The organism is Ruegeria sp. S263 (assembly GCF_056780525.1).
Genome location: NZ_CM165558.1, coordinates 2,745,508 through 2,768,740, shown reverse-complemented (window position 1 = coordinate 2,768,740; position 23,233 = coordinate 2,745,508). Strand labels below are relative to the sequence as shown.

Annotated in this window: 24 protein-coding genes; 15 read left to right on the top strand and 9 right to left on the bottom strand. The window is 58.1% G+C overall.

The window, feature by feature from the left end; genetic code table 11:
• The first annotated feature begins 25 nt into the window (after positions 1-25).
• A complete protein-coding gene (locus ACT2B1_RS13785) occupies positions 26-511 on the top strand; it encodes a DUF6497 family protein (RefSeq protein ID WP_254447382.1) in 486 nt (161 codons plus the stop codon).
• Positions 512-635: 124 nt separating this feature from the next.
• Complete coding sequence (locus ACT2B1_RS13780; protein ID WP_481667956.1) at positions 636-989, top strand: hypothetical protein; 354 nt, start codon at positions 636-638, stop codon at positions 987-989.
• A gap of 86 nt (positions 990-1,075) precedes the next feature.
• On the opposite strand, the gene ACT2B1_RS13775 is transcribed toward ACT2B1_RS13780, so the two are convergent.
• Entirely contained in the window at positions 1,076-2,227 is a 1,152-nt protein-coding gene (locus ACT2B1_RS13775; protein ID WP_481667955.1) for a DcaP family trimeric outer membrane transporter, read from the bottom strand.
• A 650-nt stretch (positions 2,228-2,877) separates the two neighbouring features.
• Between ACT2B1_RS13775 and ACT2B1_RS13770 the strand changes: the two genes are divergently transcribed.
• Positions 2,878-3,081, top strand: coding sequence for a hypothetical protein (locus ACT2B1_RS13770; RefSeq protein WP_171120517.1), 204 nt, complete (start codon positions 2,878-2,880; stop codon positions 3,079-3,081).
• Positions 3,082-3,195: 114 nt separating this feature from the next.
• Complete coding sequence (locus ACT2B1_RS13765) at positions 3,196-5,241, top strand: acetyl-CoA carboxylase biotin carboxylase subunit (RefSeq protein WP_481667954.1); 2,046 nt, start codon at positions 3,196-3,198, stop codon at positions 5,239-5,241.
• Positions 5,242-5,317: 76 nt separating this feature from the next.
• Here ACT2B1_RS13765 and ACT2B1_RS13760 read toward each other — a convergent pair whose 3' ends face one another.
• Positions 5,318-5,764 carry a DUF4174 domain-containing protein gene (locus ACT2B1_RS13760; protein ID WP_171120521.1) on the bottom strand — a complete coding sequence of 149 codons (447 nt, stop codon included), beginning with the start codon at positions 5,762-5,764 and terminating at the stop codon, positions 5,318-5,320.
• Positions 5,765-5,933: 169 nt separating this feature from the next.
• Between ACT2B1_RS13760 and scpA the strand changes: the two genes are divergently transcribed.
• The 6 genes from scpA to ACT2B1_RS13730 all read left to right on the top strand — a co-directional run bounded on the left by scpA (position 5,934) and on the right by ACT2B1_RS13730 (position 11,411).
• Positions 5,934-8,060, top strand: a complete 2,127-nt coding sequence (gene scpA, locus ACT2B1_RS13755; RefSeq protein WP_171120524.1) for a methylmalonyl-CoA mutase — start codon at positions 5,934-5,936, stop codon at positions 8,058-8,060.
• 99 nt (positions 8,061-8,159) lie between these two features.
• On the top strand, positions 8,160-8,762 hold the full coding sequence (locus ACT2B1_RS13750) for a VOC family protein (RefSeq protein WP_481667953.1): 603 nt from the start codon (positions 8,160-8,162) through the stop codon (positions 8,760-8,762).
• Entirely contained in the window at positions 8,759-9,283 is a 525-nt protein-coding gene (locus tag ACT2B1_RS13745; RefSeq protein ID WP_171122418.1) for a GNAT family N-acetyltransferase, read from the top strand. The genes ACT2B1_RS13750 and ACT2B1_RS13745 overlap by 4 nt, the downstream gene beginning before the upstream one ends.
• A gap of 9 nt (positions 9,284-9,292) precedes the next feature.
• Positions 9,293-9,973, top strand: coding sequence for a molecular chaperone DjiA (locus ACT2B1_RS13740; RefSeq protein ID WP_171120531.1), 681 nt, complete (start codon positions 9,293-9,295; stop codon positions 9,971-9,973).
• Between the two features lie 5 nt (positions 9,974-9,978).
• Positions 9,979-10,983 carry an endonuclease/exonuclease/phosphatase family protein gene (locus ACT2B1_RS13735; RefSeq protein ID WP_481667952.1) on the top strand — a complete coding sequence of 335 codons (1,005 nt, stop codon included), beginning with the start codon at positions 9,979-9,981 and terminating at the stop codon, positions 10,981-10,983.
• 38 nt (positions 10,984-11,021) lie between these two features.
• Positions 11,022-11,411, top strand: a complete 390-nt coding sequence (locus ACT2B1_RS13730; RefSeq protein WP_171120536.1) for a hypothetical protein — start codon at positions 11,022-11,024, stop codon at positions 11,409-11,411.
• 3 nt (positions 11,412-11,414) lie between these two features.
• Here ACT2B1_RS13730 and ACT2B1_RS13725 read toward each other — a convergent pair whose 3' ends face one another.
• The 5 genes from ACT2B1_RS13725 to ACT2B1_RS13705 all read right to left on the bottom strand — a co-directional run bounded on the left by ACT2B1_RS13725 (position 11,415) and on the right by ACT2B1_RS13705 (position 17,211).
• Entirely contained in the window at positions 11,415-12,959 is a 1,545-nt protein-coding gene (locus tag ACT2B1_RS13725) for a Ppx/GppA family phosphatase (protein ID WP_171120539.1), read from the bottom strand.
• A 49-nt stretch (positions 12,960-13,008) separates the two neighbouring features.
• Positions 13,009-13,698, bottom strand: coding sequence for an HdaA/DnaA family protein (locus ACT2B1_RS13720; RefSeq protein WP_171120540.1), 690 nt, complete (start codon positions 13,696-13,698; stop codon positions 13,009-13,011).
• The gene (locus tag ACT2B1_RS13715; protein WP_481667951.1) at positions 13,699-14,781 is read right to left on the bottom strand and encodes an AI-2E family transporter; all 1,083 of its coding nucleotides are present in this window, start codon (positions 14,779-14,781) and stop codon (positions 13,699-13,701) included.
• Positions 14,782-14,872: 91 nt separating this feature from the next.
• Positions 14,873-15,847, bottom strand: coding sequence for an isopenicillin N synthase family dioxygenase (locus ACT2B1_RS13710; protein WP_481667950.1), 975 nt, complete (start codon positions 15,845-15,847; stop codon positions 14,873-14,875).
• Positions 15,847-17,211, bottom strand: a complete 1,365-nt coding sequence (locus ACT2B1_RS13705; protein ID WP_481667949.1) for an FAD-dependent oxidoreductase — start codon at positions 17,209-17,211, stop codon at positions 15,847-15,849. The genes ACT2B1_RS13710 and ACT2B1_RS13705 overlap by 1 nt, the downstream gene beginning before the upstream one ends.
• A gap of 167 nt (positions 17,212-17,378) precedes the next feature.
• Here ACT2B1_RS13705 and proS point away from each other — a divergent pair, with 167 nt between their 5' ends.
• Together proS and ACT2B1_RS13695 are read left to right on the top strand one after the other, a co-directional pair.
• A complete protein-coding gene (gene proS, locus ACT2B1_RS13700; protein ID WP_481667948.1) occupies positions 17,379-18,719 on the top strand; it encodes a proline--tRNA ligase in 1,341 nt (446 codons plus the stop codon).
• A complete protein-coding gene (locus ACT2B1_RS13695; RefSeq protein ID WP_171239686.1) occupies positions 18,703-19,614 on the top strand; it encodes a glycosyltransferase family 2 protein in 912 nt (303 codons plus the stop codon). Before proS ends, ACT2B1_RS13695 begins: the two co-directional genes overlap by 17 nt.
• Here ACT2B1_RS13695 and ACT2B1_RS13690 read toward each other — a convergent pair.
• The gene (locus tag ACT2B1_RS13690) at positions 19,611-20,342 is read right to left on the bottom strand and encodes a hypothetical protein (RefSeq protein WP_481667947.1); all 732 of its coding nucleotides are present in this window, start codon (positions 20,340-20,342) and stop codon (positions 19,611-19,613) included. The two genes, ACT2B1_RS13695 and ACT2B1_RS13690, sit on opposite strands and share 4 nt — an antisense overlap.
• Between ACT2B1_RS13690 and ACT2B1_RS13685 the strand changes: the two genes are divergently transcribed.
• Together ACT2B1_RS13685 and ACT2B1_RS13680 are read left to right on the top strand one after the other, a co-directional pair.
• Positions 20,341-21,636 (top strand): lipoprotein-releasing ABC transporter permease subunit, encoded by a 1,296-nt coding sequence (locus tag ACT2B1_RS13685; RefSeq protein WP_171120549.1) that lies wholly within the window; start codon positions 20,341-20,343, stop codon positions 21,634-21,636. The two genes, ACT2B1_RS13690 and ACT2B1_RS13685, sit on opposite strands and share 2 nt — an antisense overlap.
• Positions 21,629-22,315, top strand: coding sequence for an ABC transporter ATP-binding protein (locus ACT2B1_RS13680; RefSeq protein ID WP_171120551.1), 687 nt, complete (start codon positions 21,629-21,631; stop codon positions 22,313-22,315). Before ACT2B1_RS13685 ends, ACT2B1_RS13680 begins: the two co-directional genes overlap by 8 nt.
• On the opposite strand, the gene ACT2B1_RS13675 is transcribed toward ACT2B1_RS13680, so the two are convergent.
• Entirely contained in the window at positions 22,299-22,736 is a 438-nt protein-coding gene (locus tag ACT2B1_RS13675; protein ID WP_171120553.1) for a DMT family transporter, read from the bottom strand. The genes ACT2B1_RS13680 and ACT2B1_RS13675 overlap by 17 nt on opposite strands.
• Before the next feature lie 92 nt (positions 22,737-22,828).
• On the opposite strand from ACT2B1_RS13675, the gene ACT2B1_RS13670 reads away from it, so the two are divergent.
• Entirely contained in the window at positions 22,829-23,233 is a 405-nt protein-coding gene (locus ACT2B1_RS13670; protein ID WP_171120555.1) for a c-type cytochrome, read from the top strand.

Here is a 23,233-nt window from a genome sequence, read left to right as displayed (position 1 = left end):
TTGACTTTGAGGTCAAAGCTGTTAAATGAATGTGGTTATCAGAAATAGGAAAGCGCGGGCCAAAAGCCATGCGCGCACGATCCCGGAGAGAGGAGCTTGCCATTGGCAGGTCTGGGGTCGTGCCTTTATTCTGACCCTTCTTGCGCAGCCCGCTACGACTTTTGCCGAGACTTCGGCGCTGTTGCCGGTCCCGTCAGGTCAGCCCGTACACCTGCGCGATGTTCTTCTGGACAACAACCCCGGAGAGCTGTGGGTGCGGTTTCGGTTTATCGCGCCAAAGATCGGGTCTGATGTCGGGCGAATTGGCTATGACGTCGCTTCGGTTGATATGGAGCATCTATGTCAGACACTGGCTGTTGCCTACGTCGCGCAGTACGAGCTTGAGCCGGCTCGCGTCGTTATCTCCCTATCTGATCGTCCTACGGAATTTGGCCGCTCTGCTCCTGATGCCACGCAGTTTTTCGAGGCCTACCGGCTGGAACAGTCCCGGTGTATCTGGGAGGGGCTTTGACCATGATGACCGTGTGTAAACCAGTCAAAGCATTTCTGACCAGTAAAGACGCAATGGGGGTGTTTGAAATGGCTTCGTCCTGCAACGGATGTGCGTTTTGTTCTTATTTTCGCGAGGTGACAGCATGTTGAAACATCGCGGTTTCCCAGGCCGTCTGGCCGGAACGGATTTTCAGTTCACCATCCGTCGGGCCAATCCAAAGGGGGTGACCCCAATAACCTCCCGTGAACGGTTTCGTGACCGCAAACCGGCGGACAGGCGCGCAGATACAGCTTTCATGCAGGCGCTGTGGGAGCATTTCGGGGATCAACCATTTGAGCGTGGAAATCTGGATGCAGGGCGGCTGAGCTGGCTGTTCCAGCGCGAGGTGATCCCGGCCGAAGATCCGTTTGACCCCGCCAGCTATGATGCGCTTTTGGTGATTGACGTCAACGCTGCGCGGCAGTCATTTCCCGATATTTTCGATGGGGTGCGCTGAACGTGCCTTTGGCCGCCACATATCAGCGGACGTCAGGTCCTGACTGGTTGACCCCGCCTCGTGTGGGGCAGGGTCAGGTTCGTGCGTCAGAAGTTAAGCTGCGCGGCCACCTGAACACGGTTGGCGTCGAACGTCCGTCCGGTGGGGGCGTCGTTGCGTTCGCCAAAGATGTATTCGGCGCTCAGCGTCAGGTTGTCGGTCGCCTGATAGAAGGCGTTGACGTGGATCGTCTCAAGCTCGGTAAAGGCCAGCGTACCGGTCGAGGTCGCCAAGTCATAGTCTTCATAGCCGTAGGCGATACCCACATTCCATTTGGGGTTCAGCTGCTGACGCAGTTCGACGGTGAATCCGTCGACGTCGTTCGCCTCGCCTCCGACGACCGCATCGCCAAGGCCGATCAGCCACGGGCCAAGCGCCTCACCGGTGACGTAATTGACCTGGAACAGGCCGCCTTCCCACAGGCGCGCCGAACCCGACAGGGTCAGACCGGTCTGATCGACTTCGACACCGCCGCCCTCGGCCTTACCGTAAAGCAGGGCACCGCGCGCGATGAACCTGCCATCATTATACTCGGCCGAGGCCGTCAGTACCGGATCATCCGAATTCGACCCGCCGACATTTTCCTCGATGGACAGTGCGAATTCAGCGTTGCTGGAGAACGAATTGGTATAACGCACCTGTGGAACACGGGCGAAGGCAATACCAACCGGGCCGTTGAATTCGACCGAGGTCGGGTAGGTGTCCAGTGGCTGGAAGTTGGTCCAGAACTGACCGATCAACCATTGTTCGCCAATGCGGATGTTGGCGTGACGCAGGCGCAATTCGGCGGCACCTCCACCTGCGAACAGGTCAAGTTCCAGTTGCCCGCCGATATCGCCAATCGCGCTGGGCGTACTTGTCAGAAGCCCGAGTCGGGATTGCCGAACGGTTGCACCGAACGTCCCGCTGGTCGCGGCAGAGGGCTCACCCACGACGTTCACGAAGGCCGTGTCGCCCTGATCAAAGTCAAAGTCGTAGAAGAAATCAGCTTTGACATAGCCGTACAGGTCCAGGGTCGTGTTCCCAATCCGGAACTCGCCGGGGGTCGAGTTCGGATCCTGCGACTCCAGCGCCTCGACCCGGAGTCGCAGGTTCTCCAGTTCGGCCTGGGTTTCAGCATCTTGCGCCAAGGCCGGCATGCAAACCGCGCAGAGCGCGCTGGCAGCAAGCAGGCCAGCGTATTTACCCTTTGTTTTCATAGGGATAATTCCTTGTATGCGAGTGTGCATGGCCAAGGTTTCACGCAAGCTTTGCGGAGGGAAATCACCAAGTCGGGAGGATTTGGGCCGGATTTCTCATGCGACTGTGTTATTTCGCTCGCCGGTTTTCACGGCGGGGTGAACGCAAATATCAATGCGTTGCAAAACATGGGTTTTGTTGTATTCGCACCCGCAGCACGCCGTGAGGTCGATTTGGCGCGAAGTGTCGAATTGATAGCTTTGTGTAACGGCTATGTGACGGCTAGCAGAGCGTCTGTGAACACATGTCTACAAATTCCCGTCGGCGCATATTTGCGCGAGGTTTCGATGTATGGGCAGGATTCAGCCGGAAAATCAAAAGGAAACGATGAGTGGTTGGCGGCCGAATTGGTGGCGTGCATGGTTGATAGGCCGTGCGGCTCTACTTTGCCTGCGCCGCACATGCACCTACTATTCCGTACCCCTTCCTTCCGCGGGCAGGCTTGTGAAATTCACAATTCCCTGCCCGCGTTTTTCTTTGCGCATGAATTGCGCAAAAAGCGGCATAATTCTGCGCAAACGCCAAATTTGATCCGCCTGATATTGAATAACAAGGCGCAAATCCGACATGTGCCCCCGAATGCATCAAATAACCTGAAGGGGCAGATAACATGCGAATTTCAAAAGTCGTCCTCGTATTGGCGACCTGTGCGGGCCTTACGGCCTGCGGTGAAAACACGGGCGAACAGGCGCTGCTTGGTGGCGGCGCGGGCGCGTTGGGCGCGGCCGTCCTCAGCGCCGACCCGTTTGTCGGGGCTGCGGTCGGTGCCGCAGGCAACGTGCTTTTCTGCAAAACACAAAGAAACTGCTACTAACGTAGTCTTCGGGGCGCGCGTCGCCTCGACCGTCATCGCGCATCTCGCCGTCGTGGGGATTAGACCCTGCGGCGGCGTTTTGCGTTCCCAGAACACCAAGACAAAGGACGTCCCATGTTCAACAAGATCCTGATCGCCAACCGGGGCGAGATCGCCTGCCGGGTCATCAAGACCGCGCGTAAAATGGGTATTGGCACTGTCGCCATCTACTCGGACGCGGACAAGAACGCATTGCATGTGTCGATGGCGGATGAAGTTGTCCATATCGGCCCGCCCCCCGCGAACCAGTCCTATATCGTGATCGACAAGGTTATGGACGCGATCCGTCAAAGCGGCGCACAGGCGGTTCATCCCGGCTACGGCTTCCTGTCGGAAAACGCCAAATTCGCCGAGGCGTTGGAGGCCGAGGGCGTGGCCTTTGTTGGCCCCCCGGTCGGTGCGATTGAAAGCATGGGTGACAAGATCACCTCGAAGAAGATCGCTCAGGATGCAGGCGTTTCGACAGTGCCCGGCTATATGGGGCTGATCGAAGACGCCGATGAGGCGGTGAAGATTTCCAACGACATCGGCTATCCGGTAATGATCAAGGCCAGCGCCGGTGGCGGTGGTAAAGGCATGCGGATCGCGTGGAACGACGACGAAGCGCGCGAAGGCTTCCAATCCTCCAAGAATGAGGCTGCAAATTCCTTTGGCGACGACCGGATTTTCATCGAGAAATTCGTGACCCAGCCGCGCCATATCGAGATTCAGGTTCTGTGTGACAGCCACGGCAACGGCATTTACCTGGGCGAGCGCGAATGCTCGATCCAGCGCCGGAACCAGAAGGTTGTGGAAGAGGCCCCGTCGCCGTTCCTTGACCCCGAAACCCGCAAAGCGATGGGCGAACAGGCGGTCGCTTTGGCCAAGGCCGTGAACTATGCCAGCGCCGGGACAGTTGAATTCATCGTGGATGGGGAAAAGAACTTTTACTTTCTTGAGATGAACACCCGCCTGCAGGTGGAACACCCGGTGACCGAGCTGATTACCGGTGTCGATCTGGTGGAACAGATGATCCGTGTGGCGGCTGGTGAGAAACTGACCATTACCCAAGATGACGTGACCCTGACCGGCTGGGCGATTGAAAACCGCCTGTATGCCGAAGACCCGTATCGCGGGTTTTTGCCCTCGATTGGCCGTCTGACCCGGTATCGTCCGCCGATGGAAACGGCTGCTGGTCCCATGTTGGTGAACGGCAAGTGGCAAGGCGACGCGCCCGAAGGCGAGGCCGCGGTGCGTAACGATACCGGCGTTTATGAAGGCGGCGAGATCAGCATGTACTACGACCCGATGATCGCCAAGCTGTGTACCTGGGCCCCGACCCGCGATCAGGCGATCGAGGCGATGCGCGTGGCGCTGGACAGTTTTGAAGTCGAAGGCATCGGCCACAACCTGCCGTTCCTGTCTGCCGTGATGGATCACCCGAAATTCATTAGCGGCGACATGACCACCGCATTCATTGCCGAGGAATACCCCGAGGGGTTCGAAGGCGTGACCCTGCCCGAAGCGGACTTGCGTCGTATCGCAGCGTCTTGCGCGGCCATGTACCGTGTTGCTGAAATCCGCAGGACCCGAGTGTCGGGCCGTATGGATAACCACGAACGTAAGGTCGGCGCACATTGGAATGTCGCGCTGCAAGGGCACGAGTTTGACGTCAAGATCGAGGCCGACAAAGAGGGCGCGACTGTCGCCTTTACAGACGGAACGACGCTTCGCGTCGCTTCGGACTGGACGCCGGGTGATCAATTGGCCGTGCTGGATGTCGATGGTGATCCGCTGGTCATGAAGGTCGGAAAAATCTCGGGCGGGTTCCGCATCCGCAACCGGGGTGCGGACCTGAAAGTGCATGTGCGCCGCCCGCACCAGGCGGAATTGGCCAAGCTGATGCCTGAAAAGCTGCCGCCAGACACCTCGAAAATGCTGCTTTGCCCGATGCCCGGCCTGATCGTGAAGATCGACGTCGAAGTAGGTCAGGAAGTGCAGGAAGGTCAGGCCCTTTGCACCGTCGAGGCGATGAAGATGGAAAACATCCTGCGCGCCGAGAAGAAAGGCGTGGTCGCCAAGATCAACGCTGGTCCCGGCGACAGCCTTGCCGTGGACGATGTGATCATCGAGTTCGAGTGATCATGGTGGCGTTTTTGCCATATCCCTTTGTTGTCCCGGCGTTCTGTGCCGGGCGGCTTGGGTGTGGCGAAGACGCTCAACCGCCCTCGCGCCGTTCGCGAATTTCGCGTTCGCGTAAGGGGGTCTTGTCGATGGAGCGGCCAATCTCGCGCACGCTCCACGGGGACGGTTTGCGCAGTTTGACCACGCCGTCCTTGTCGACAAATACCATCTGGAACCCGCGCGGGCGCAACTGCGACCGGATCGGGGATCGGGCCGATGGGTCGGTGTCGGTCAATACCACGACGTCGCGGTCCCGCATGGCGGCTTCGCCCTCGACCAGCATGTCGATCTGCTGCTGGAAACGTGGATCCGCAGGGGTGTCGGCAAAGACGACGATGGGTCGGCTGACCCACAAAAACTCGCTGAGGTCGCTGTCACCAGCGGGGCGGACGAATTCGTCTTCGGCAGGTGCAGACCCGTCAGCGGCAAAGGCCGCCAGCGGGATTAGTGCCGAGAAAACAAGGGCAAGCGTTCGTGTCATTGGGCCTCCTGTCCCATCGAATATAGCCCCTGTGTCGATGAATGCGACCAGTGAAATGCACTGTGCGCTCAATTTGTTGCGCGCAGCCCGAATGGACCGGGCAATCCGAAACATAACTGCGGGCAGGTTCCTCTCTGCGCGCGATCCTAAATAGGAAAAGGAATTCGCCATGACCGATACCAAAGACTGGCAGGCGCTGGCCGAGAAAGAGCTGCGCGGTCGTCCGCTGGAAGACCTTACCAAGGAGACGCTTGAAGGCATCGACGTCAAACCTCTTTATACAGCCGAGGACACCGCCGATCTGCCGCATATGGGCACGCTGCCGGGATTCGGCCCGTTTACCCGGGGCGTGAAGGCCACGATGTACGCAGGTCGTCCGTGGACGATCCGCCAGTATGCGGGCTTTTCGACGGCTGAGGAATCGAATGCCTTTTACCGCCGCAATCTGGCCGCCGGTCAGCAGGGTGTGTCCGTAGCCTTCGATCTGGCTACGCACCGCGGCTATGACAGCGACCACCCGCGTGTGGTTGGCGACGTGGGTAAGGCTGGTGTTGCCATCGACAGCGTTGAAGATATGAAGATCCTGTTTGACGGTATCCCGTTGGACAAGGTCTCGGTCTCGATGACCATGAACGGTGCGGTGATCCCTATTTTGGCGAATTTCATTGTCGCCGGTGAGGAGCAGGGCCATGACAAATCCGTCCTGTCCGGCACCATTCAGAATGACATTCTGAAAGAGTTCATGGTGCGGAATACGTATATTTACCCGCCCGAGCCGTCGATGAAGATCATTTCGGACATTATCGACTATACCTCGAACGAGATGCCCAAGTTCAACTCGATCTCGATCTCGGGCTATCACATGCAAGAGGCTGGCGCGAACTTGGTGCAGGAACTGGCCTATACGCTTGCCGACGGCCGCGAATATGTCCGCGCCGCGACGCAAGCCGGGATGGACGTCGACAAGTTTGCGGGCCGTTTGTCGTTCTTCTTTGCCATCGGCATGAACTTCTTCATGGAAATCGCCAAACTGCGCGCCGCACGCACCCTCTGGCACCGTGTGATGACCGATTTTGGCGCGAAGTCTGAACGCTCCAAGATGCTGCGCACCCATTGCCAGACCTCGGGTGTGTCGTTGCAGGAACAAGACCCCTATAACAACGTGATCCGGACAGCGTATGAGGCGATGAGCGCGGTTCTGGGCGGTACCCAGTCGTTGCACACCAACGCGCTGGATGAGGCGATTGCCCTGCCCACCGATTTCTCAGCCCGCATTGCCCGGAACACGCAGCTTGTGCTGCAGGAAGAAACCGGCGTGACCGATGTGGTCGATCCGCTGGCGGGGTCCTATTACATCGAAAGCCTGACTAATGAACTGGTCGAAAAAGCCTGGGCCCTGATGGAAGAGGTCGAAGAGATGGGCGGCATGACCAAGGCCGTCGCTTCAGGCATGCCCAAGCTGCGGATCGAAGAAAGCGCCGCGCGCCGTCAGGCCATGATCGACCGGGGCGAAGAGGTGATCGTCGGTGTCAACAAGTACCGCAAGGAACAGGAAGACCCGATCGACATTCTGGACGTCGACAACGTCGCTGTGCGCGAAGCGCAGGTCGCACGTTTGGAGCGTATCCGCGCCACGCGCGACGAGGCCGCGTGCCAACAGGCGTTGGGCGCCCTGACCAAGGCCGCCCAAGAGGGCGGAAACCTGCTGGCTGCTGCGGTCGAAGCCGCGCGCGCCCGCGCATCCGTAGGAGAGATCAGCATGGCAATGGAAAAGGAATTCGGTCGCCACCGCGCCGAAGTGAAAACGCTGGCCGGTGTGTACGGAGCGGCCTATGAGGGTGACGAAGGCTTTGCCGCGATCCAGAAGTCCATCGAGGAATTCGCCGAGGCTGAAGGCCGCCGTCCGCGTTTGCTGGTGGTCAAGATGGGGCAGGACGGTCACGACCGGGGTGCCAAAGTGATCGCGACCGCCTTTGCCGATATCGGGTTTGACGTGGATGTTGGTCCACTATTCCAGACACCCGCCGAGGCGGCGCAGGACGCGGTAGACAATGACGTGCATGTGGTCGGTATTTCCTCGCAGGCAGCGGGGCATAAGACCCTCGCGCCGCAACTGGTGGAAGAGCTGAAAAAGGCTGGAGCCGAGGATATCATCGTGATTTGTGGCGGCGTGATTCCGCAGCAGGATTATCAGTTCCTCTATGATCACGGCGTCAAGGCGATCTTTGGTCCGGGGACAAACATCCCCGAGGCAGCGCAGGACATTCTGGGCCTGATCGGCAAGACCAAGGGATAATGCGGGTTTCCCGCCGAAACCTCTTGTGATCCCGCGTCTTTGACGGAAACATGCGACCAGATCCGCTTGGGTCTGGTCGTTTTTTGCAGGAGGGCGCGCATGTTGCTCGATCATCTGGCTGTTGCGGGAGAAACGCTTGAAGAAGCCACTGCTCATGTCGAGCAGGCACTGGGTGTTTCCCTACAGGACGGCGGAAAGCATGAGAAATTCGGAACCTATAATCGGCTTCTGGGTCTGGCGGATGGTCTGTACCTTGAGGCGATCGCGATTGACCCGTCTGCACCTCGCCCCGAACGGACGCGCTGGTTTGACCTTGACCGGTTTCAGGGAAGCCCGCGACTGACAAACTGGATTTGTCGTGTCCCGAACATTGAAGCATCGCTGGATGTGTTCCCTGACGGCGTTGGGCACCCCATTGACCTGACCAGAGGCGCGCTGCGCTGGCGTATGGCTGTTCCCCCAAGCGGGCGGCTACCGTTTGACAATCTGTTTCCCGCGCTAATCCAATGGCACGGTGACCTGCACCCGGCGCAGATGCTGCAAGATAGGGGATGCCGTCTGCGGCAGTTGATTGTGTTCCATCCCGAAGCACTGGAACTGGCAAAACTGCTGGGTGCTTTGGACCGCGTGGTATTTGATTCCGGCCCTGCCGCGATGCGTGCGGAATTTGAAACGCCCCATGGTCTACGCGTGCTGGAATGATCATCCGTCAGGCAAAAGTCGCGGACGCTGATGCCATTGCTGAGATCACCAATCAGATCATTCGGGATACGCTTGTGACCTTTACCACAGCCGAGCGGGATGTGGGCAGCATAGCAAGCGACATCCAAGCCCGTGGACCCGCTTTTCTAGTGTCCGAGTTGGAAGGGCAGGTTGTGGGTTTTGCCACTTACGGCCTGTTTCGCTCAGGTCCCGGATACGCCCAATGCCGGGAACACTCCATCCAACTGTTGCCCATGGCGCGTGGGCATGGCACTGGTCGCGCGTTAATGGCCGCGCTAGAGGCCGTGGCCAAGGACGAGGGCGTCCACGTTCTGGTTGCGGGAATATCGTCGGCAAACCCGGCGGCAATTTCGTTTCACGCGGCCGTCGGATTCGAAAAAGTTGGGTGCATGCCGGAAGTTGGGTCCAAGTGGGGCAAAAGGCTGGATCTTGTGCTGATGCAGAAAATTCTTGCCGCAGACCCATTGGTTGCACCTGACACCGGCGAATTGGGGCGCTAGGGTGCCCTCATGTCGATCTGGACCCGCATATCCGACGCGCTAAGCGCGCTTGCACAGGGCGAAAGCCTGACTGCTGTTTTTGAAATTCTTCGCACACCGCCTGAACGGTCGGTCGCGTTTACTATTGCTGTTATTGCGCTTGGTGCAAAAATGGCCAAGGCCGATGGGCAGGTGACGCGGGACGAGGTCACAGCCTTTCGTGATGTGTTCCAAATCGCGCGCGAGGATGAAGCCGATGCCGCCCGCGTTTTCGACATGGCCCGAACCGACGTCGCTGGGTATCAGGAATACGCCCGCAAGATCGCCGGAATGTTTGCCGATGACAGCACCACGCTCTGCGATTTGATGGAAGGACTGTTCCATATCGCGATGGCTGACGGGTTCTATCACCCGAACGAAAATGAGTTTCTGGAAGAGGTTAGCCGTATATTCGGGCAGACCGAAGCCCAGTTCCTTGCGCTGCGGGAAAGGTTTGTACCGGATGCGCCCAAGGATCCCTATACGGTGCTGGGCGTCCCGCGCGACATGCCTTTGCCCGATATCCGCAAGGTCTGGCGGCAATTGGTGCGCGAAACTCACCCCGATGCAATGATTTCCCGCGGGGTCCCCGAAGAAGCCATTCGCCTGGCCGAAAAGAAGATGATCGACATCAATCGCGCCTGGGATCAGATCAACGGCGCCCGAGCCTGATACCCATGCGGTTGGCGACCTACAATATCGAGTGGTTTGCCAATCTTTTCGATCGTAAAGACCGGTTGATCTGCGATGATACATGGTCAGGCAGACATGATGTCACGACCGCCCAGCAGGTCGAAGCGATTGCCAAGGTCCTGACCGCAGTAGACGCCGACGCCATTTTGATTGTCGAAGCGCCGAATACCGGCAAAACTCAGAATACAGTCCGTGCCTTGCAGCGGTTTGCCGAGGTTTTTAACCTTCGAACAAGTCATGCGGTCATGGGGTTTCCGAACGACACGCATCAGGAGCTGGCCTTGCTGTATGATCCGGCCTGTCTTTCGGTACGCCACGATCCGATCGGTGATGATGGCACGCGATCGGATGCACCCCGTTTCGATTCGGTGTTTGAAATTGATCTCGATATCGACGCGACCGAGGATCAGGTTCAATTTTCAAAGCCTCCTATGGAGTTGGCCGTCAAAACTCGGGCCGGTGCTTTGTTTCGATTGATCGGAGCCCATTTGAAATCCAAGGCCCCGCACGGGGCCGGCAGTCGGGATGAAGCGGTCCGAATTTCAATCGCCAATCGCCGCAAGCAACTTGCGCAGGCGGTTTGGTTAGCGCGGCGGATCAAGACCCATATCGCCGATGACGAAGACGTCATTCTTTTGGGTGACCTGAACGACGGGCCGGGGCTTGATGAGTTTGAGAACCTGTTTGGGCGGTCTTCGGTCGAGATTCTGCTTGGGGCGGGGATGTTCGACCCGAATGCAGCCACGGCATATGGGCCAGAGCCGGGTGTCGCGCCCTCGACCGCGCGTTTTCCAAGACCCAATACTGGTGGGCATCTTGAGGCGCTGCTGGACTACATCATGATCAGCGACAGATTGCGCGCGCACCGTCCCGAGTGGCGTATCTGGCACCCATTTCATGATCCGATCTGTAAAGCCCAAACAGACCTGCACGACGCGCTTTTGACAGCGTCGGATCATTTCCCGGTCACTTTGGATATAGACCTTTGATCTTTAATCAACTGCCTCAAACGCATATATCTTTTAGTATGAAAAACCTTGTTTCGATTTGTGCAGTCACACTGGCTCTGGCGACGCCTGCGTACGCAGAGGATGAAACCGGGCCGTCTTTGATGGAGCAGGGCGCAGAACTGTTCTTTGAAGGGCTGCGTCAGGAAATGGAACCGGCGCTGGAGGATTTGCTGGGATTGGCGGATCAGTTCGGTCCGGCCATGCAGTCGTTCTTTGAAGAAATGGGGCCGGCGTTGGCAGAGCTGGCGAGCGAGATTCAGGATTGGAGCGCATATGAAGCTCCGGAAATTCTGCCTAATGGTGATATCATCATCCGGAAAAAGCCGCCCGTGTCCGAAGATACTCCGGAACCAGAAATTGCCCCCGATCAATCCGAGGACCTGCCCGAAGGCGCGACCGATATCTGAGTTTTAGCCTTTTGTGATGACGCGCGTGTCAGATTTCAGCGCCGACGCTAGCGAATTCAGCCGGGCTTCGGCAACTTCGTTGAACAGCAGACAGGCCGATTTCGGCAGGTAAAGATCTAGCTGCCGCTTTTTGGGATAGAACCGCAATGTTCCCATCTTTGCGTTGCTTTGCATCCAGAGCATTGCGCCAAACCGCATGGCCTTGCCCAAAATTTCGGCCTGTTTCTGGTCCTTCTCGTTCAGCAATTCATAGAGGGGCGCGAACCTGTTGCCTTCGCGCTTGTTGCGGTACCTATGCTGCAGCGCAAGGCCGATGAAAACGCGTTCGGAATGTTTCAGCCCGCCTAGATTGGCACGTGTAACATTGTCAAAACAGACTTCCGCCCGATAGTCGGGATGGGCGCGCCAGCTTACGTCATGCAGAAGGCACGCAGCCTTGATCAGCCTGACTTGTGCAGGGGGGGCCGATTTGAAAAGCGGCATCACAAAGTCAAAGAGGTGTTTGCCAAACCCCGGAAGACGCGCGTCCTTGGCCTCGGAAAACCGGCTGGCTTCAATGAGCGGGTCGCGGTCTCGCAAGACTTGCGGCATTTGTTCGTAAAGCAGGCCCTCGCGGATACCATAGCTGGAAATGGCGATGTCTTTGGGTTTGAACGTCCGAACCAGCCGCGCAAGCACGTCCATCGCATAGGGGATCAGAGACATCCGAGATCCCGAAACCCCGGCCAGGCTGCGCAGTTTCTCAGGGTCGCCCTTTTCGATGAACTTAATGGTTTCGCGAACTTGCGACGTCGTCATGCGGTATTCGTGCAAGACGTTCAGCGGATACCCCCGGCGCAGCATGTCCAGACGTGCGAACGCCCGCCAACTGCCCCCGACCAGAAACAGACGGTCACGTTGCGGGCCCATCTGGGCGCGCAGGTCTTCCATTGTCTCTTTGATGTGGGCCTTGCGCGCGCGTCGACCGCCCTTGATATCCCTCAGTTTAAGCGGGCCAAGGGCCGAGGTGACACGTCGTCCGACCTCTCCTCCGCCGATTTCGGCCAGCTCCATGGAAGATCCGCCAATGTCACAGATCAAACCATAGGCACCTGGCCACCCCAACAGGACACCCTGCGCAGACAGGCGCGCCTCTTCTTCGCCGTCGATTACCGATACCGTCAGGCCAGTTTGGTCGTAAACCTCTGCGCAAAACTCGGGTCCGTCCTCGGCCTCGCGCACGGCGGCAGTGGCTACGACATGTAACCCCGGAAGGCCCAGATCATCGGCCAGTTGGTTGAACCTCTGCAAGGCAGACAGCGCACGCACGCGCCCACGCGGGTTCAGGCGACCGGTTTCAGAAAGGCCAGCGCCAAGTTCGCACATGACTTTTTCATTGTAGAAATACGCCGGAGATCGCGCGGCCCCGTCAAAGATCACCATCCTGACCGAGTTTGAGCCGACATCAACAACACCCACACGCGACAGGGCGCGGGCCTCGGGGTCATCGAACAGAGGTTTTCCGAAAGGCCCCCAGTCGGGGATGTCGGTTTCGACGGTCTGATCCATGTCTCTTCCAGATACTCCGGGCTTAGAATGCGAAATCGCCGTGTGCGGGTCAATTACCAGATTGGAATTCATCGCGCTCTGAACTTAGGACACGCACGGCCAAAGCCCGCGTAATTTCACGTTTTTCCGACAACGCCAATTGGTCCAGTTGCGCCACGACACTGGCGGCTGTCTCGAAGCGTCTGTCCATGTGCTTGACCAGATAGGCAATGACCTCGGGGCCGGGGTTCAGTTGCCTGTCGACAAATAGCTTGGCCAGAACCGCCCCCAACAGCGCGTCATCCGGCGGGTCTAGGGCGACATGATGTGCGCCTTCAATTCGGCTTTGCAGATCGGGCAGGGGCAATTCCCAGAACTTCGGAGCCATACGCCCTGTCATCAGCAGGGCATTTCCTTCGGCCAGAACCAGATTGTGCAGGTGAAACAGCGTTTTCTGCTGCTCGATATCACCAGCGATCATGGGCACATCTTCGACGGCTATCGCTGATTGGGCAAGGGTGGGCACGTCGTCGTGCGTGATGTCCTTCGCCTGTACAATGCGCCCGCCCGTTTCGGCAGCCCAGACATGGGCCAGATGCGTCTTGCCTGCCCCGGCGGGACCGCTGAGGACCAGCTTATTTCCCGGCCATGACGTTGCCGAAATCATGGCAACGGCCAGCGCGTTTGCCGGGGAAACGAAAAAATCCTCTCGCCCCAGCGCGGTCTTGGCCGGAAGATCAAAGCTCAGTTGTTGGGCCATTTATTCGTCTTTCTGGTCAGCCTGTTCGGCGCTTTCTAAACCGGTGTATAGCCGGCTTTCCAGATAGATCGACGTGGCAAACCGTGCCAGTACGCCCAACGCCGCCGCGACCGGGACGGCAATCAGCATGCCGACAAATCCGAACAAGGCCCCGAAGACTGACAAGGCCAGCAGCAACCACACCGGGTGCAGCCCGACTGAATTGCCGACCAATTTCGGGGTCAGAAAGTTGCCCTCGGTCACCTGACCCAACGCAAATATCCCGGCGACCAGGCCAATTTGCACCCAATCCCCCCAGAACTGAAACAGGGCCAATCCAATGGCCAGCATGCCGCCGATGAGCGCACCGAGATAGGGAATAAAGGTCACCAGCCCGGCGATGAATCCTACGACAAGGCCGAATTGCAATCCCACGGCCATCAGCGCAACGGCATAATATGTACCAAGGATCAGGCAGACCGTGCCCATGCCGCGCACGAACGAGGCAAGGACGTCGTCAATTTCCCCGGCAAGCCGTTTGATGGTGGGGGCATGATCGCGTGGCAGCAGTTCTCCGATACGGGCGACCATGCGATCCCAGTCCAGCAGCAAGTAAACAGCAACAACCGGCACGATCACCAGCAGAACAACCACATTGATGGCCGAGCTGAACGATGCGGCGACAGACTGCAGCACGTCGCCGGACTTGGATTTCAGCGTTTCCCCCAACGACACAAGAAATTGGTGCGAGCTGGATTCGCGGTCCAGAAGCGAGGGGAACTGTTGTTCGATGAAACCGCGAAGCTGCTTGATCAGGCTGGGCAGGACCTCGATCAATTCGATCAACTGCGTGACGAGCGCTGGCACGACCATCAGCACCATCAGGACAAAACCCAATACGCCAACGACCGTTATCAGTCCGGTTGCCGCGATCCGCGACAGGCCCCACCCCTCAAGCCGGTCGGCGACGGGATCCAGAAAATAAGCAATTGCACCACCGATTACAAAAGGCAGCAAAACGTCGCCAAGTGCCCATAACAGAAGCACAAAAATCGCCGCAGCAATGCCCCAGTATCTGAGTTGATCCTTCACGGGCAAAGCCATGCTCATCCCCTTTTTATCGGTTCTTGGACAAGTTATTGGCTTATGAACGCCTGCGATGCAAGCGTTTCATTTCTTTGGACTATTGGCGCGGTTAATCGCCTAGCGTGCCCAGTTCGGGCGTCTGATCGTGGGCTAATTCGTCGGGCCAGTTGGTGCGCCAAATTTCAGCAGACCAATGGCCGCAATGGACCGAGGGACGATCAAAGCCGTCGAGGGGGTCCAATAATGGCGAAACAACCACATCATGGCGTGGTACTGCGAAATAGGGGAACGAGTATCGCTCTTTTCCCGAGCGATTAACGACCCGGTGAGGCGTCGACTTAAGCCTGCCGCCTGACCACAGCTCCAGCATGTCGCCGATATTCACGATAAACCCATCCGGTGGGCAGTCCGGGGTGATCCATCCTCCGTCGCGGGTCTGCACCTCCAACCCGCCGACCGGATCTGGCGCGATGATCGTCAAGGCGTCAGTATCCTTGTGCGGATGAATGCCGTAACCGCCTTCGTCAGCGGCCTGGGGCGGATAGTGCAGTAGGGTCATATTGGTCATCGGAGTGTGAAATGCCTTGCGTAACACCTTGTCTTCCAATCCAAACCCCGCTTCTAGCGCGGCCAGCAATACGTCAGTGACATCATCCAGTTGGGCCCAATAGTCCAGAATGATCCCACGGGCTTCTGGCACTTCCCTAGGCCAGATGTTGGGGCCATACAGACTGCAATCCGTCCGGACAGTTGCGTCAGGGGCAACGTCATAGTGCAGCTTATAGCCTTCGTATTTGTCTGCTTTGCCCGTCCCGTCATTTGGGGTGAAAAACCCCATGGGGATATATCCCCTGTAATTCTCGCGCGTGATCGCCTGATCCCATTTCGAGGTTTCTTCGACAGCAAAGATTTCCCGGACACAGGCACGTACTGTCTTTACGGTCTCGGGCTCAATTCCAGTGCCGGTGATGGACAGAAAACCGATGCCGGTGCAGGCGTCGATGACTCGATCCACTGTTTGCCCATAGAGCGGGTGGTCCGGTTCAAACAGCGGTGCGATGTCTATCGTCGGGATGTGATCCATCAGTGTATCCTGACGCCCTGGCGGTCCAGTTCCTTGTGAACGGGGGTCAGGTTCATGTCGTGAACGTCCTGATTGCTTTTCAGTGATAGCGCGGCGGCAATTCCCGCGCCTTGCCCCATAACGGCGCAGCACGCCATGTTGCGTGTAGCCGCATGTGCCACCTTGTCTGATCCGTGCGAACGCCCCGCGACCAGCAGGCCCTTGATCCCCTTGGGCAGCATGGACCGGTACGGTATCTGCATATACCGCCCCGTCGTTGGCAGGATCAGGATGCCGTACCCGTCGATGAATTCGGGGTAGATGCCGATGGTATCTTCGAACCGACCCTGATGGCGGGCGTCATCCTCGGTCATGTTATAAAACGCGTCGATCTTGCGGGTGTCGCGGATGCCGATGGTCATACCGAAATTCCGCAGCCGTGCGTTTTCACAGCCCGGCATAAAGCGACGCAGCGCCTCGATGGCCAGCATGGATTGGCGGCGGCCCGCGATCTCACCCTTAGTCAGGCTGTCGGGATCGGTGCCGTCAATCTCGGCCAGATGGATGAGGTTCATATAGGTCAGCTCACCCGTATCGTGCATCGCGCCCCACGTGCCCGCGATGGTGTTCAGATGCGGTGGGATCATCCCCGCATCAATCGCTTGCTGGAACGGTTTGTGAACGAAGGGCGAGAACATGTCGTCTTCTTTGCCCGAGGTCTCGATGTTCCACTCACCGCCGCCGCCCCAGTCCTTGTAGGTCTGCGGATCGGCCTTCACGCCTTCCATAAAGGCGCGTTTGTCGACACCGGCCAGATGGAACATGACCGAGGCGGCCATCATATCCTCGCGCGCCGTTTTGTGGGTGGGGGCACCGGCGCGGTGGGCGACATCGGCGTCGCCGGTGGCGTCAATTACCACGCGGGCCAGAATCGCCTCGCGCCCGGCTTTGGATTCGGTGATGATGCCGGTGATCCGGTCGCCGTCCATGATGGGGGCGACGAACTGACGGTGCAGCATGGGGTGCACGCCCGCCTCTTCGACCAGTTTGTCAGCCACCAGCTTGAAGCCTTCGCTGTCCAGCTCATAGCTAAGTGACTGGCTTTCCGGCACTGCCGCGCCCATGTCCTTGGCTCGGGTCTCGAACTCCATACCGATACCGCCTGCCTCGACTGTTTGTTTATGGCGATACCACGCGAACCCCTCAACCCCCACGGCGGTGATATTGCCGCCCATGCAGCCGAACCGATCGACCAAAGACACCTCGGCTCCGGCACGCGCGGCGGCCAGCGCAGCGGCAAGCCCGGCAGGGCCGGAACCCACAACCAGAACATCCGTCTGGTGGACAACAGGAATTTGGCGGGCGGGTTCCGAGATTGTCTGCATCGCGGCCTCTTGCTTTTACATTCCCGTCACATTTGAGTTTCCTGACTGGCGGGTCAATAAAAAATGCGACTGACCCGAGGTCGCAAAAACACCAATGCGTGATTGCCCCCGGCGAGGCTTTGGCATAATCACCTTGCAGCGAAATTCTCACCTTTGAAGGTCACCCAATGCGCCTCAGCCGTTACTTTCTGCCCGTTCTCAAGGAAAACCCCTCCGAGGCTCAGATCGTCAGCCACCGGCTGATGCTGCGCGCGGGGATGATCAAGCAGGCATCCGCTGGGATTTATTCCTGGTTGCCGTTGGGCTTCAAAGTGCTGCGCAAGCTGGAAAACATCATCCACGAAGAGCAGGCGCGCGCGGGCCACATCGCGATCCAGATGCCGATCATCCAATCGGCAGACCTGTGGCGCGAATCCGGGCGCTATGATGACTACGGTCAGGAAATGCTGCGGATGAAGGACCGGCACGACCGGGATATGCTGTTCACACCCACCGCCGAGGAACTGGTGACCGATATCTTTCGTGGGCACGTCAACAGCTACAAAGACCTGCCGCTGACGCTCTATCAGATCCAGTGGAAATTCCGCGACGAAATCCGTCCGCGTTTCGGCGTGATGCGGGGGCGCGAGTTCTACATGAAGGACGGCTACAATTTCGACCTGACCAAAGAAGACGCGCTGCACGCTTATAACCGCCATCTGGTCAGCTATCTGCGCACATATGAACGTATGGGCCTGCAAGCCATCCCGATGCGCGCGGATTCTGGCCCTATCGGCGGCGATGATACCCACGAATTCCTTGTGCTGGCCGACACCGGTGAATCCGAGGTCTTCTATGACAGCGCCGTAACCGACCTGAGTTTTGGTGATCGTCAGATTGACTATGACGACCGTGATCAATGTCAGGCGATTTTGGAGGAGTTCACCTCGAAATACGCGCGCACCGATGAAACCCACGACGAGGCGCTGTTTAATCACGTGCCCGAGGACCGCCGCCGCGTGGCGCGCGGGATCGAAGTGGGGCAGATCTTCTACTTTGGCACCAAGTATTCGGAAGCCATGGGCGCAACCGTTCAAGGCCCCGATGGTAAACCGACCCCTGTTCACATGGGCAGCCACGGCATCGGCGTCAGTCGCCTGATTGGCGCGATCATCGAGGCCAGCCATGACGACAAGGGCATCATCTGGCCCGAGGGCGTGACGCCGTTCCATTGCGGGATCGTGAATCTCAAGCAAGGTGACGAAGAAGCCGACGCCGCTTGTGACAAACTCTACGCTGCGCTGACCGCTCTGGGGCTTGAGCCGCTTTATGATGACCGCAACGAACGGGCAGGGGGCAAGTTCGCGACTATGGACCTGATCGGTCTGCCGTGGCGCATCACCGTTGGTCCGCGCGGTCTGAAAAACGGTGTGGTTGAACTGACCTGCCGCCGCACCGGGGAAAGCGAAGAGCTTAGCCCAGAGGCCGCCGTTACGAAAGTTGCCGAAATCTATGAGCAAATCGCTTGAACAGCACCCCGGGCCGCTGATCTCGGTCGTTACTGTAACCAGAAACCTGATCGAAGCGGGGCGGGGTGACCAAGTCCTTGCCGCGCTTGACAGTGTGCAGGCGCAGACGTTCCGCAACGTTGAGCATGTGGTCTGGGACGGTCAGTCCACCGATGGCACGCAAGAGCTGCTTGAGGGCGCGATTCAAAAGATCGAAAAATCAGGCGATCTGATCCCGGTGCGGTATTTCTGTGAGGCGGACAAAAGCCTTTATGATGCGATGAACCAAGCGGTTGCGCGTTGTGCCGGGGAATATGTGCTGTTTCTGAATTCTGATGACTTGATCGCGGATGCAGACAGCCTAGCGAATGTCCAGAAAGCCATCGTGCCCGGGAAGCCTGATTTTGTTTATGGGGAAACGGTTTTCTTTGACGATGAAGGCAACCGGCGCCACGCGCGCCGACTGACGCCAAAGTCCATTCTTCAACGTCTGCCATTCGGTCACAATGCGATGGTCCTGAAAAGATCTCTGTTCTTGGAAATGGGTGGACATGACCTGCAGTTTCAGATTGCTGCGGATTACGACATGGTTTTGCGGATGATTTTGTCCGGCCATTCCGGTCATCGGTTACAGATGCCGGTGTCTCTGTTTCGGATTGGTGGGGTGTCTGCGGACACCGATGCCGCGGGTGCTGAAATGGCCGCGAGTTGGTTCAAGAACTATAGCCAGTTCTGCGATATGTCCCGATATACGGATGAAGATCGACTGGGGTGGTACAGACAAGGCCATCTGCCGGTTCGGGTGTCCGGTGCTATTTTGATGAAATCCCTGTCGAAGCCTGCGATCGCACGCGCTGCGCTATACAGCCTGTCAAAGACACTAAGACGCAAAGCTCAATTCTGGCGCAGCTACTAGCCGCGCTGTGCGTCCGGCCGTTCAGAAAGAATTTCGCCATCGGCGCTGTTGTTGCCACGTGCAACGACGATCGGACGTCCCAGACGTTTGACCAGTTCTTTGAACTCGAACCCTAGAAAACGAATCCCGCAAACACGTTCGTTCGTCGTGCGATCTGTGATGCACATCCGCCCTTCGCGAAAGGCGAGGCGGTAACCTTTATCTCTTAGGATATCGGACAAATTTGCCCAGCTTGCCGCAGTATCGAATATCGGGCGGATGGTTGCGCGCAATAGCGCAGCGGTTTCGCAATCCAACTCTGAAGATGCATTTCGGACCAATATCGGGTCCATCAATTCCGTACTACTCTTTACTAACATGAGCGTCTCCCGCTCTGAAAATGGTATCCCCCTTAAACCTAGGGTGACAAAGTTTCTGAAAATAAGCAAAAGGCGAAACAAAGTTGCTTGATGAATGTTGCATTTCGAGTTCAGTCGTTCACGCAACTGCCACATTAGCTTCATAGCTGAAACAATTGGTGTTTGTCTGTGAAGGGCGTCACAACCAAAGGTGTAGGAAGTAGCGTGACTCTCTCCTTTTGGCGGAGAGAGTGTTCTGGCTTCACGGGTGATTCGCGCCGGGTCAGAAGGCTCTGTTGCCCATCCGGGCCCAGGTGGCGCATAACGAACTTGACCATCGGGTGAAATGCCGAAAGGGTCGCGCCAAGTAATAAGAACCGGAGCAGACATGGCCACGACGCCCCCGCCCTTTGCCCCCTTTGAATGGAAGATCGCCTGGCGGTACCTGCGCGCGCGCCGTGCGGAAGGTGGCGTAAGTGTCATGACGTGGATCTCGCTGATCGGGATCACACTGGCGGTCTTCGCTCTGATCGCGACATTGGCGGTGCGGTCTGGTTTCCGATCAGAATTCGTGGGGACCATTCTGGGGGCCAATGCGCATGTCACGGTTTACTCGGCCGGAGAGATGGATGCGCAAGGCCGCTTGGACCGCACCATCGCGGATTATACAGACATGGCTGGGCGTATTGCAGAGGTCCCCGGAGTGAACCGAGCCGCGCCTTTGGTCAAAGGGCAGGTGTTGATCACCAACCGCGACCGCAGCAGCGGGGTCGAAGTGTTTGGTATTCAGCCCGATGACCTGCTTGATCTGCCGGGGGTGGCCGAAAGTGAGCAGGCCGCCGGCGATCTTTCGCAATTTCAGAACGGCGAGGATGTGATCGCCATCGGATCGGGGGTGGCCCGCAGCATCGGCGCGACCGTTGGGGACACGGTCAAACTGACGTCGCCCAACGGCGTGAAGACCGCGTTTGGTACGTCGCCGCGGGTTAATGCCTATCGCGTGGTATATGTGTTTTCGGCCGGGCGCTATGACATCGATCGCACACGTGTATACATGCCGTTCGAGCAGGCGCAGGGCTTTTTTAACCGCGAAGGTGTCGCTGACGAGATCGAAGTCATGGTGGATCAGCCCGAAGAGCTGGACCCGACCATATATCTGATCTTGCAGGCCGCTGGAGAAAACAGCCGCATCTGGACATGGCAGGACGCATCAGGCGGGTTTCTGCGCGCGCTTGAAGTCGAGGACAACGTCATGTTCATCATCCTGTCGATCCTTGTGCTGATTGCCGCGATGAACATTGTGTCCGGGTTGATCATGCTGGTCAAAAACAAGGGTCGGGACATCGGAATTCTGCGAACAATCGGCCTGAGTGAAGGGTCGGTGCTTAGGGTGTTTTTTATCTGCGGGGCCTTTACGGGGATCATCGGCACCGGGATGGGTGTGGCGTTGGGGTGTTTGTTTGCGATCTATATTGATCCGATTTTCAGTTTTGTGAACTTTGTTATGGGCGGCGGGGTCTGGGATCCATCCATACGCGGGATTTACGCTTTGCCCGCCGAGTTGCACTTGGTCGACGTGTTGAAGGCGGTTGGATTGTCTCTGGGTCTGTCCTTTTTTGTCACCTATTTCCCGGCCCGTCGCGCGGCGCGGCTGAACCCGGTAGAGGCGCTGCGCTATGAGTGATATCACGTTGCGGTTGGACGGTCTGACCAAGACCTACCTGAAAGGAACGCCGGGCGAGGTGCAGGTTCTGCGTGGTGTTGATCTGGACCTGCGCGCGGGTGAGGCGGTTGCGCTTGTCGCGCCGTCGGGTGCCGGTAAATCGACCCTCTTGCATATCGCCGGTTTGCTGGACACGCCCGATGCGGGGACGGTGGAAATAGCCGGGCAAAGTGTCACCGGAAAAGGCGACCGCACCCGTACCGCGCTCAGGCGGCAGGATGTCGGGTTCGTCTATCAGTTTCATCATCTGTTGCCCGAGTTCACGGCGCTTGAGAATATTATCCTGCCGCAACTGGCCAACGGCGTTTCGGAAAAAGTTGCTCAGAACAGAGCGATGACCCTTTTGGACCGCGTAGGTGTTGCCGCCCGCGCGGATCACCGCCCCGCAGCCCTGTCGGGGGGCGAGCAGCAGCGGGTGGCGTTTTGCCGTGCTTTGGCCAACAAACCCCGCGTTTTGCTGGCCGATGAACCCACAGGCAATCTGGACCCTGAGACATCGGATCAGGTGTTCGACGCGCTGATGGCGTTGGTGCGGGACGAGGGGCTTTCAGCCCTGATCGCGACGCACAATATGGATCTTGCGGCGCGGATGGACCGCAAGCTGCGGCTGGATGGTGGTGTGCTTAAGCCAGTTGAGTAATTGCGACCCCGGCCGCCATAACTGCGATGCCGCCCGCGCGAATCCAGGTCAAAGGTGTGACCTGCGCGCCAAACAGCCCAAAGTGGTCGATGGCGGCCGCGCTGATTAACTGCCCCACAAGCACGAAAAACACCGCGTTGCCAACGCCGAAATGTGGCGCGACATGGGTGATCGACAGGACGTAAAAGGCGATCAGGACACCGCCCAGCAAAAGGTGTTTGGGGGCGTCAGTGACTTTGGACAATGCGCTGACACCGGGAAACAACAGCATCACCAAAGCGGATGACAGAAAGGCGATGGCAAACAGGATCACTGCGGCGGTGGTGGGTGAGCCGATCAGCTTTCCCAACGCCGCGTTCAGGGCCGCAAGGATAGGCACACCAATCCCGGCTGCCAGCATAATAGCTGCGTATTGTGTCATCGCCCGAACCCTCCTGCTTCGTTGATCTGGATCATTGCGCCAAGCGGGCCTTCGGGCAAGCCTGCAAATGTCAATCGCGACAGGAGGATAGGATGACCAGACGGATACTCGGGGCTGTTTCTTTAGGGCTGATGGCGGTGGCCTCTCAGGCAGTCGCCCAGGACGTTGAGACCGGGGCCGAACTTTATCAGCACTATTGCGCGACCTGTCACGGGATCGACGCAACAGGTCATGGGCCTATGGCCGGCGTTTTGGTTATTCAACCGACCGACCTGACCCAGCTTTCCGGTGACGGCGGAGTGTTCCCGACGGCCCGGGTTGTTGCCCGCATTGACGGGCGCGACCCTCTGGTCAGCCACGGCAGCCCGATGCCGGTATACGGGCCTTACTTTGACGGGCAGGACACCTCAATGAAAACACCTGAAGGTCAGCCTATCTTAACCAGCCAGCCGATTGTTGATCTGGTCGCGTATCTTGAGACGATTCAGGGTGGCTGA

What these genes read in the sequence shown, in the direction of transcription:
- ACT2B1_RS13725 (WP_171120539.1), bottom strand. Translation starts at nt 12,959, where the DNA reads ATGGATCAGACCGTCGAAACCGACATCCCCGACTGGGGGCCTTTCGGA.
- scpA (WP_171120524.1), top strand. Translation starts at nt 5,934, where the DNA reads ATGACCGATACCAAAGACTGGCAGGCGCTGGCCGAGAAAGAGCTGCGC.
- ACT2B1_RS13785 (WP_254447382.1), top strand. Translation starts at nt 26, where the DNA reads ATGAATGTGGTTATCAGAAATAGGAAAGCGCGGGCCAAAAGCCATGCG.
- ACT2B1_RS13740 (WP_171120531.1), top strand. Translation starts at nt 9,293, where the DNA reads ATGTCGATCTGGACCCGCATATCCGACGCGCTAAGCGCGCTTGCACAG.
- ACT2B1_RS13695 (WP_171239686.1), top strand. Translation starts at nt 18,703, where the DNA reads ATGAGCAAATCGCTTGAACAGCACCCCGGGCCGCTGATCTCGGTCGTT.
- ACT2B1_RS13680 (WP_171120551.1), top strand. Translation starts at nt 21,629, where the DNA reads ATGAGTGATATCACGTTGCGGTTGGACGGTCTGACCAAGACCTACCTG.
- ACT2B1_RS13780 (WP_481667956.1), top strand. Translation starts at nt 636, where the DNA reads ATGTTGAAACATCGCGGTTTCCCAGGCCGTCTGGCCGGAACGGATTTT.
- ACT2B1_RS13730 (WP_171120536.1), top strand. Translation starts at nt 11,022, where the DNA reads ATGAAAAACCTTGTTTCGATTTGTGCAGTCACACTGGCTCTGGCGACG.
- ACT2B1_RS13670 (WP_171120555.1), top strand. Translation starts at nt 22,829, where the DNA reads ATGACCAGACGGATACTCGGGGCTGTTTCTTTAGGGCTGATGGCGGTG.
- ACT2B1_RS13685 (WP_171120549.1), top strand. Translation starts at nt 20,341, where the DNA reads ATGGCCACGACGCCCCCGCCCTTTGCCCCCTTTGAATGGAAGATCGCC.
- ACT2B1_RS13765 (WP_481667954.1), top strand. Translation starts at nt 3,196, where the DNA reads ATGTTCAACAAGATCCTGATCGCCAACCGGGGCGAGATCGCCTGCCGG.
- ACT2B1_RS13750 (WP_481667953.1), top strand. Translation starts at nt 8,160, where the DNA reads ATGTTGCTCGATCATCTGGCTGTTGCGGGAGAAACGCTTGAAGAAGCC.
- ACT2B1_RS13745 (WP_171122418.1), top strand. Translation starts at nt 8,759, where the DNA reads ATGATCATCCGTCAGGCAAAAGTCGCGGACGCTGATGCCATTGCTGAG.
- ACT2B1_RS13770 (WP_171120517.1), top strand. Translation starts at nt 2,878, where the DNA reads ATGCGAATTTCAAAAGTCGTCCTCGTATTGGCGACCTGTGCGGGCCTT.
- ACT2B1_RS13775 (WP_481667955.1), bottom strand. Translation starts at nt 2,227, where the DNA reads ATGAAAACAAAGGGTAAATACGCTGGCCTGCTTGCTGCCAGCGCGCTC.
- ACT2B1_RS13675 (WP_171120553.1), bottom strand. Translation starts at nt 22,736, where the DNA reads ATGACACAATACGCAGCTATTATGCTGGCAGCCGGGATTGGTGTGCCT.
- ACT2B1_RS13690 (WP_481667947.1), bottom strand. Translation starts at nt 20,342, where the DNA reads ATGTCTGCTCCGGTTCTTATTACTTGGCGCGACCCTTTCGGCATTTCA.
- proS (WP_481667948.1), top strand. Translation starts at nt 17,379, where the DNA reads ATGCGCCTCAGCCGTTACTTTCTGCCCGTTCTCAAGGAAAACCCCTCC.
- ACT2B1_RS13720 (WP_171120540.1), bottom strand. Translation starts at nt 13,698, where the DNA reads ATGGCCCAACAACTGAGCTTTGATCTTCCGGCCAAGACCGCGCTGGGG.
- ACT2B1_RS13735 (WP_481667952.1), top strand. Translation starts at nt 9,979, where the DNA reads ATGCGGTTGGCGACCTACAATATCGAGTGGTTTGCCAATCTTTTCGAT.
- ACT2B1_RS13760 (WP_171120521.1), bottom strand. Translation starts at nt 5,764, where the DNA reads ATGACACGAACGCTTGCCCTTGTTTTCTCGGCACTAATCCCGCTGGCG.
- ACT2B1_RS13710 (WP_481667950.1), bottom strand. Translation starts at nt 15,847, where the DNA reads ATGGATCACATCCCGACGATAGACATCGCACCGCTGTTTGAACCGGAC.
- ACT2B1_RS13705 (WP_481667949.1), bottom strand. Translation starts at nt 17,211, where the DNA reads ATGCAGACAATCTCGGAACCCGCCCGCCAAATTCCTGTTGTCCACCAG.
- ACT2B1_RS13715 (WP_481667951.1), bottom strand. Translation starts at nt 14,781, where the DNA reads ATGGCTTTGCCCGTGAAGGATCAACTCAGATACTGGGGCATTGCTGCG.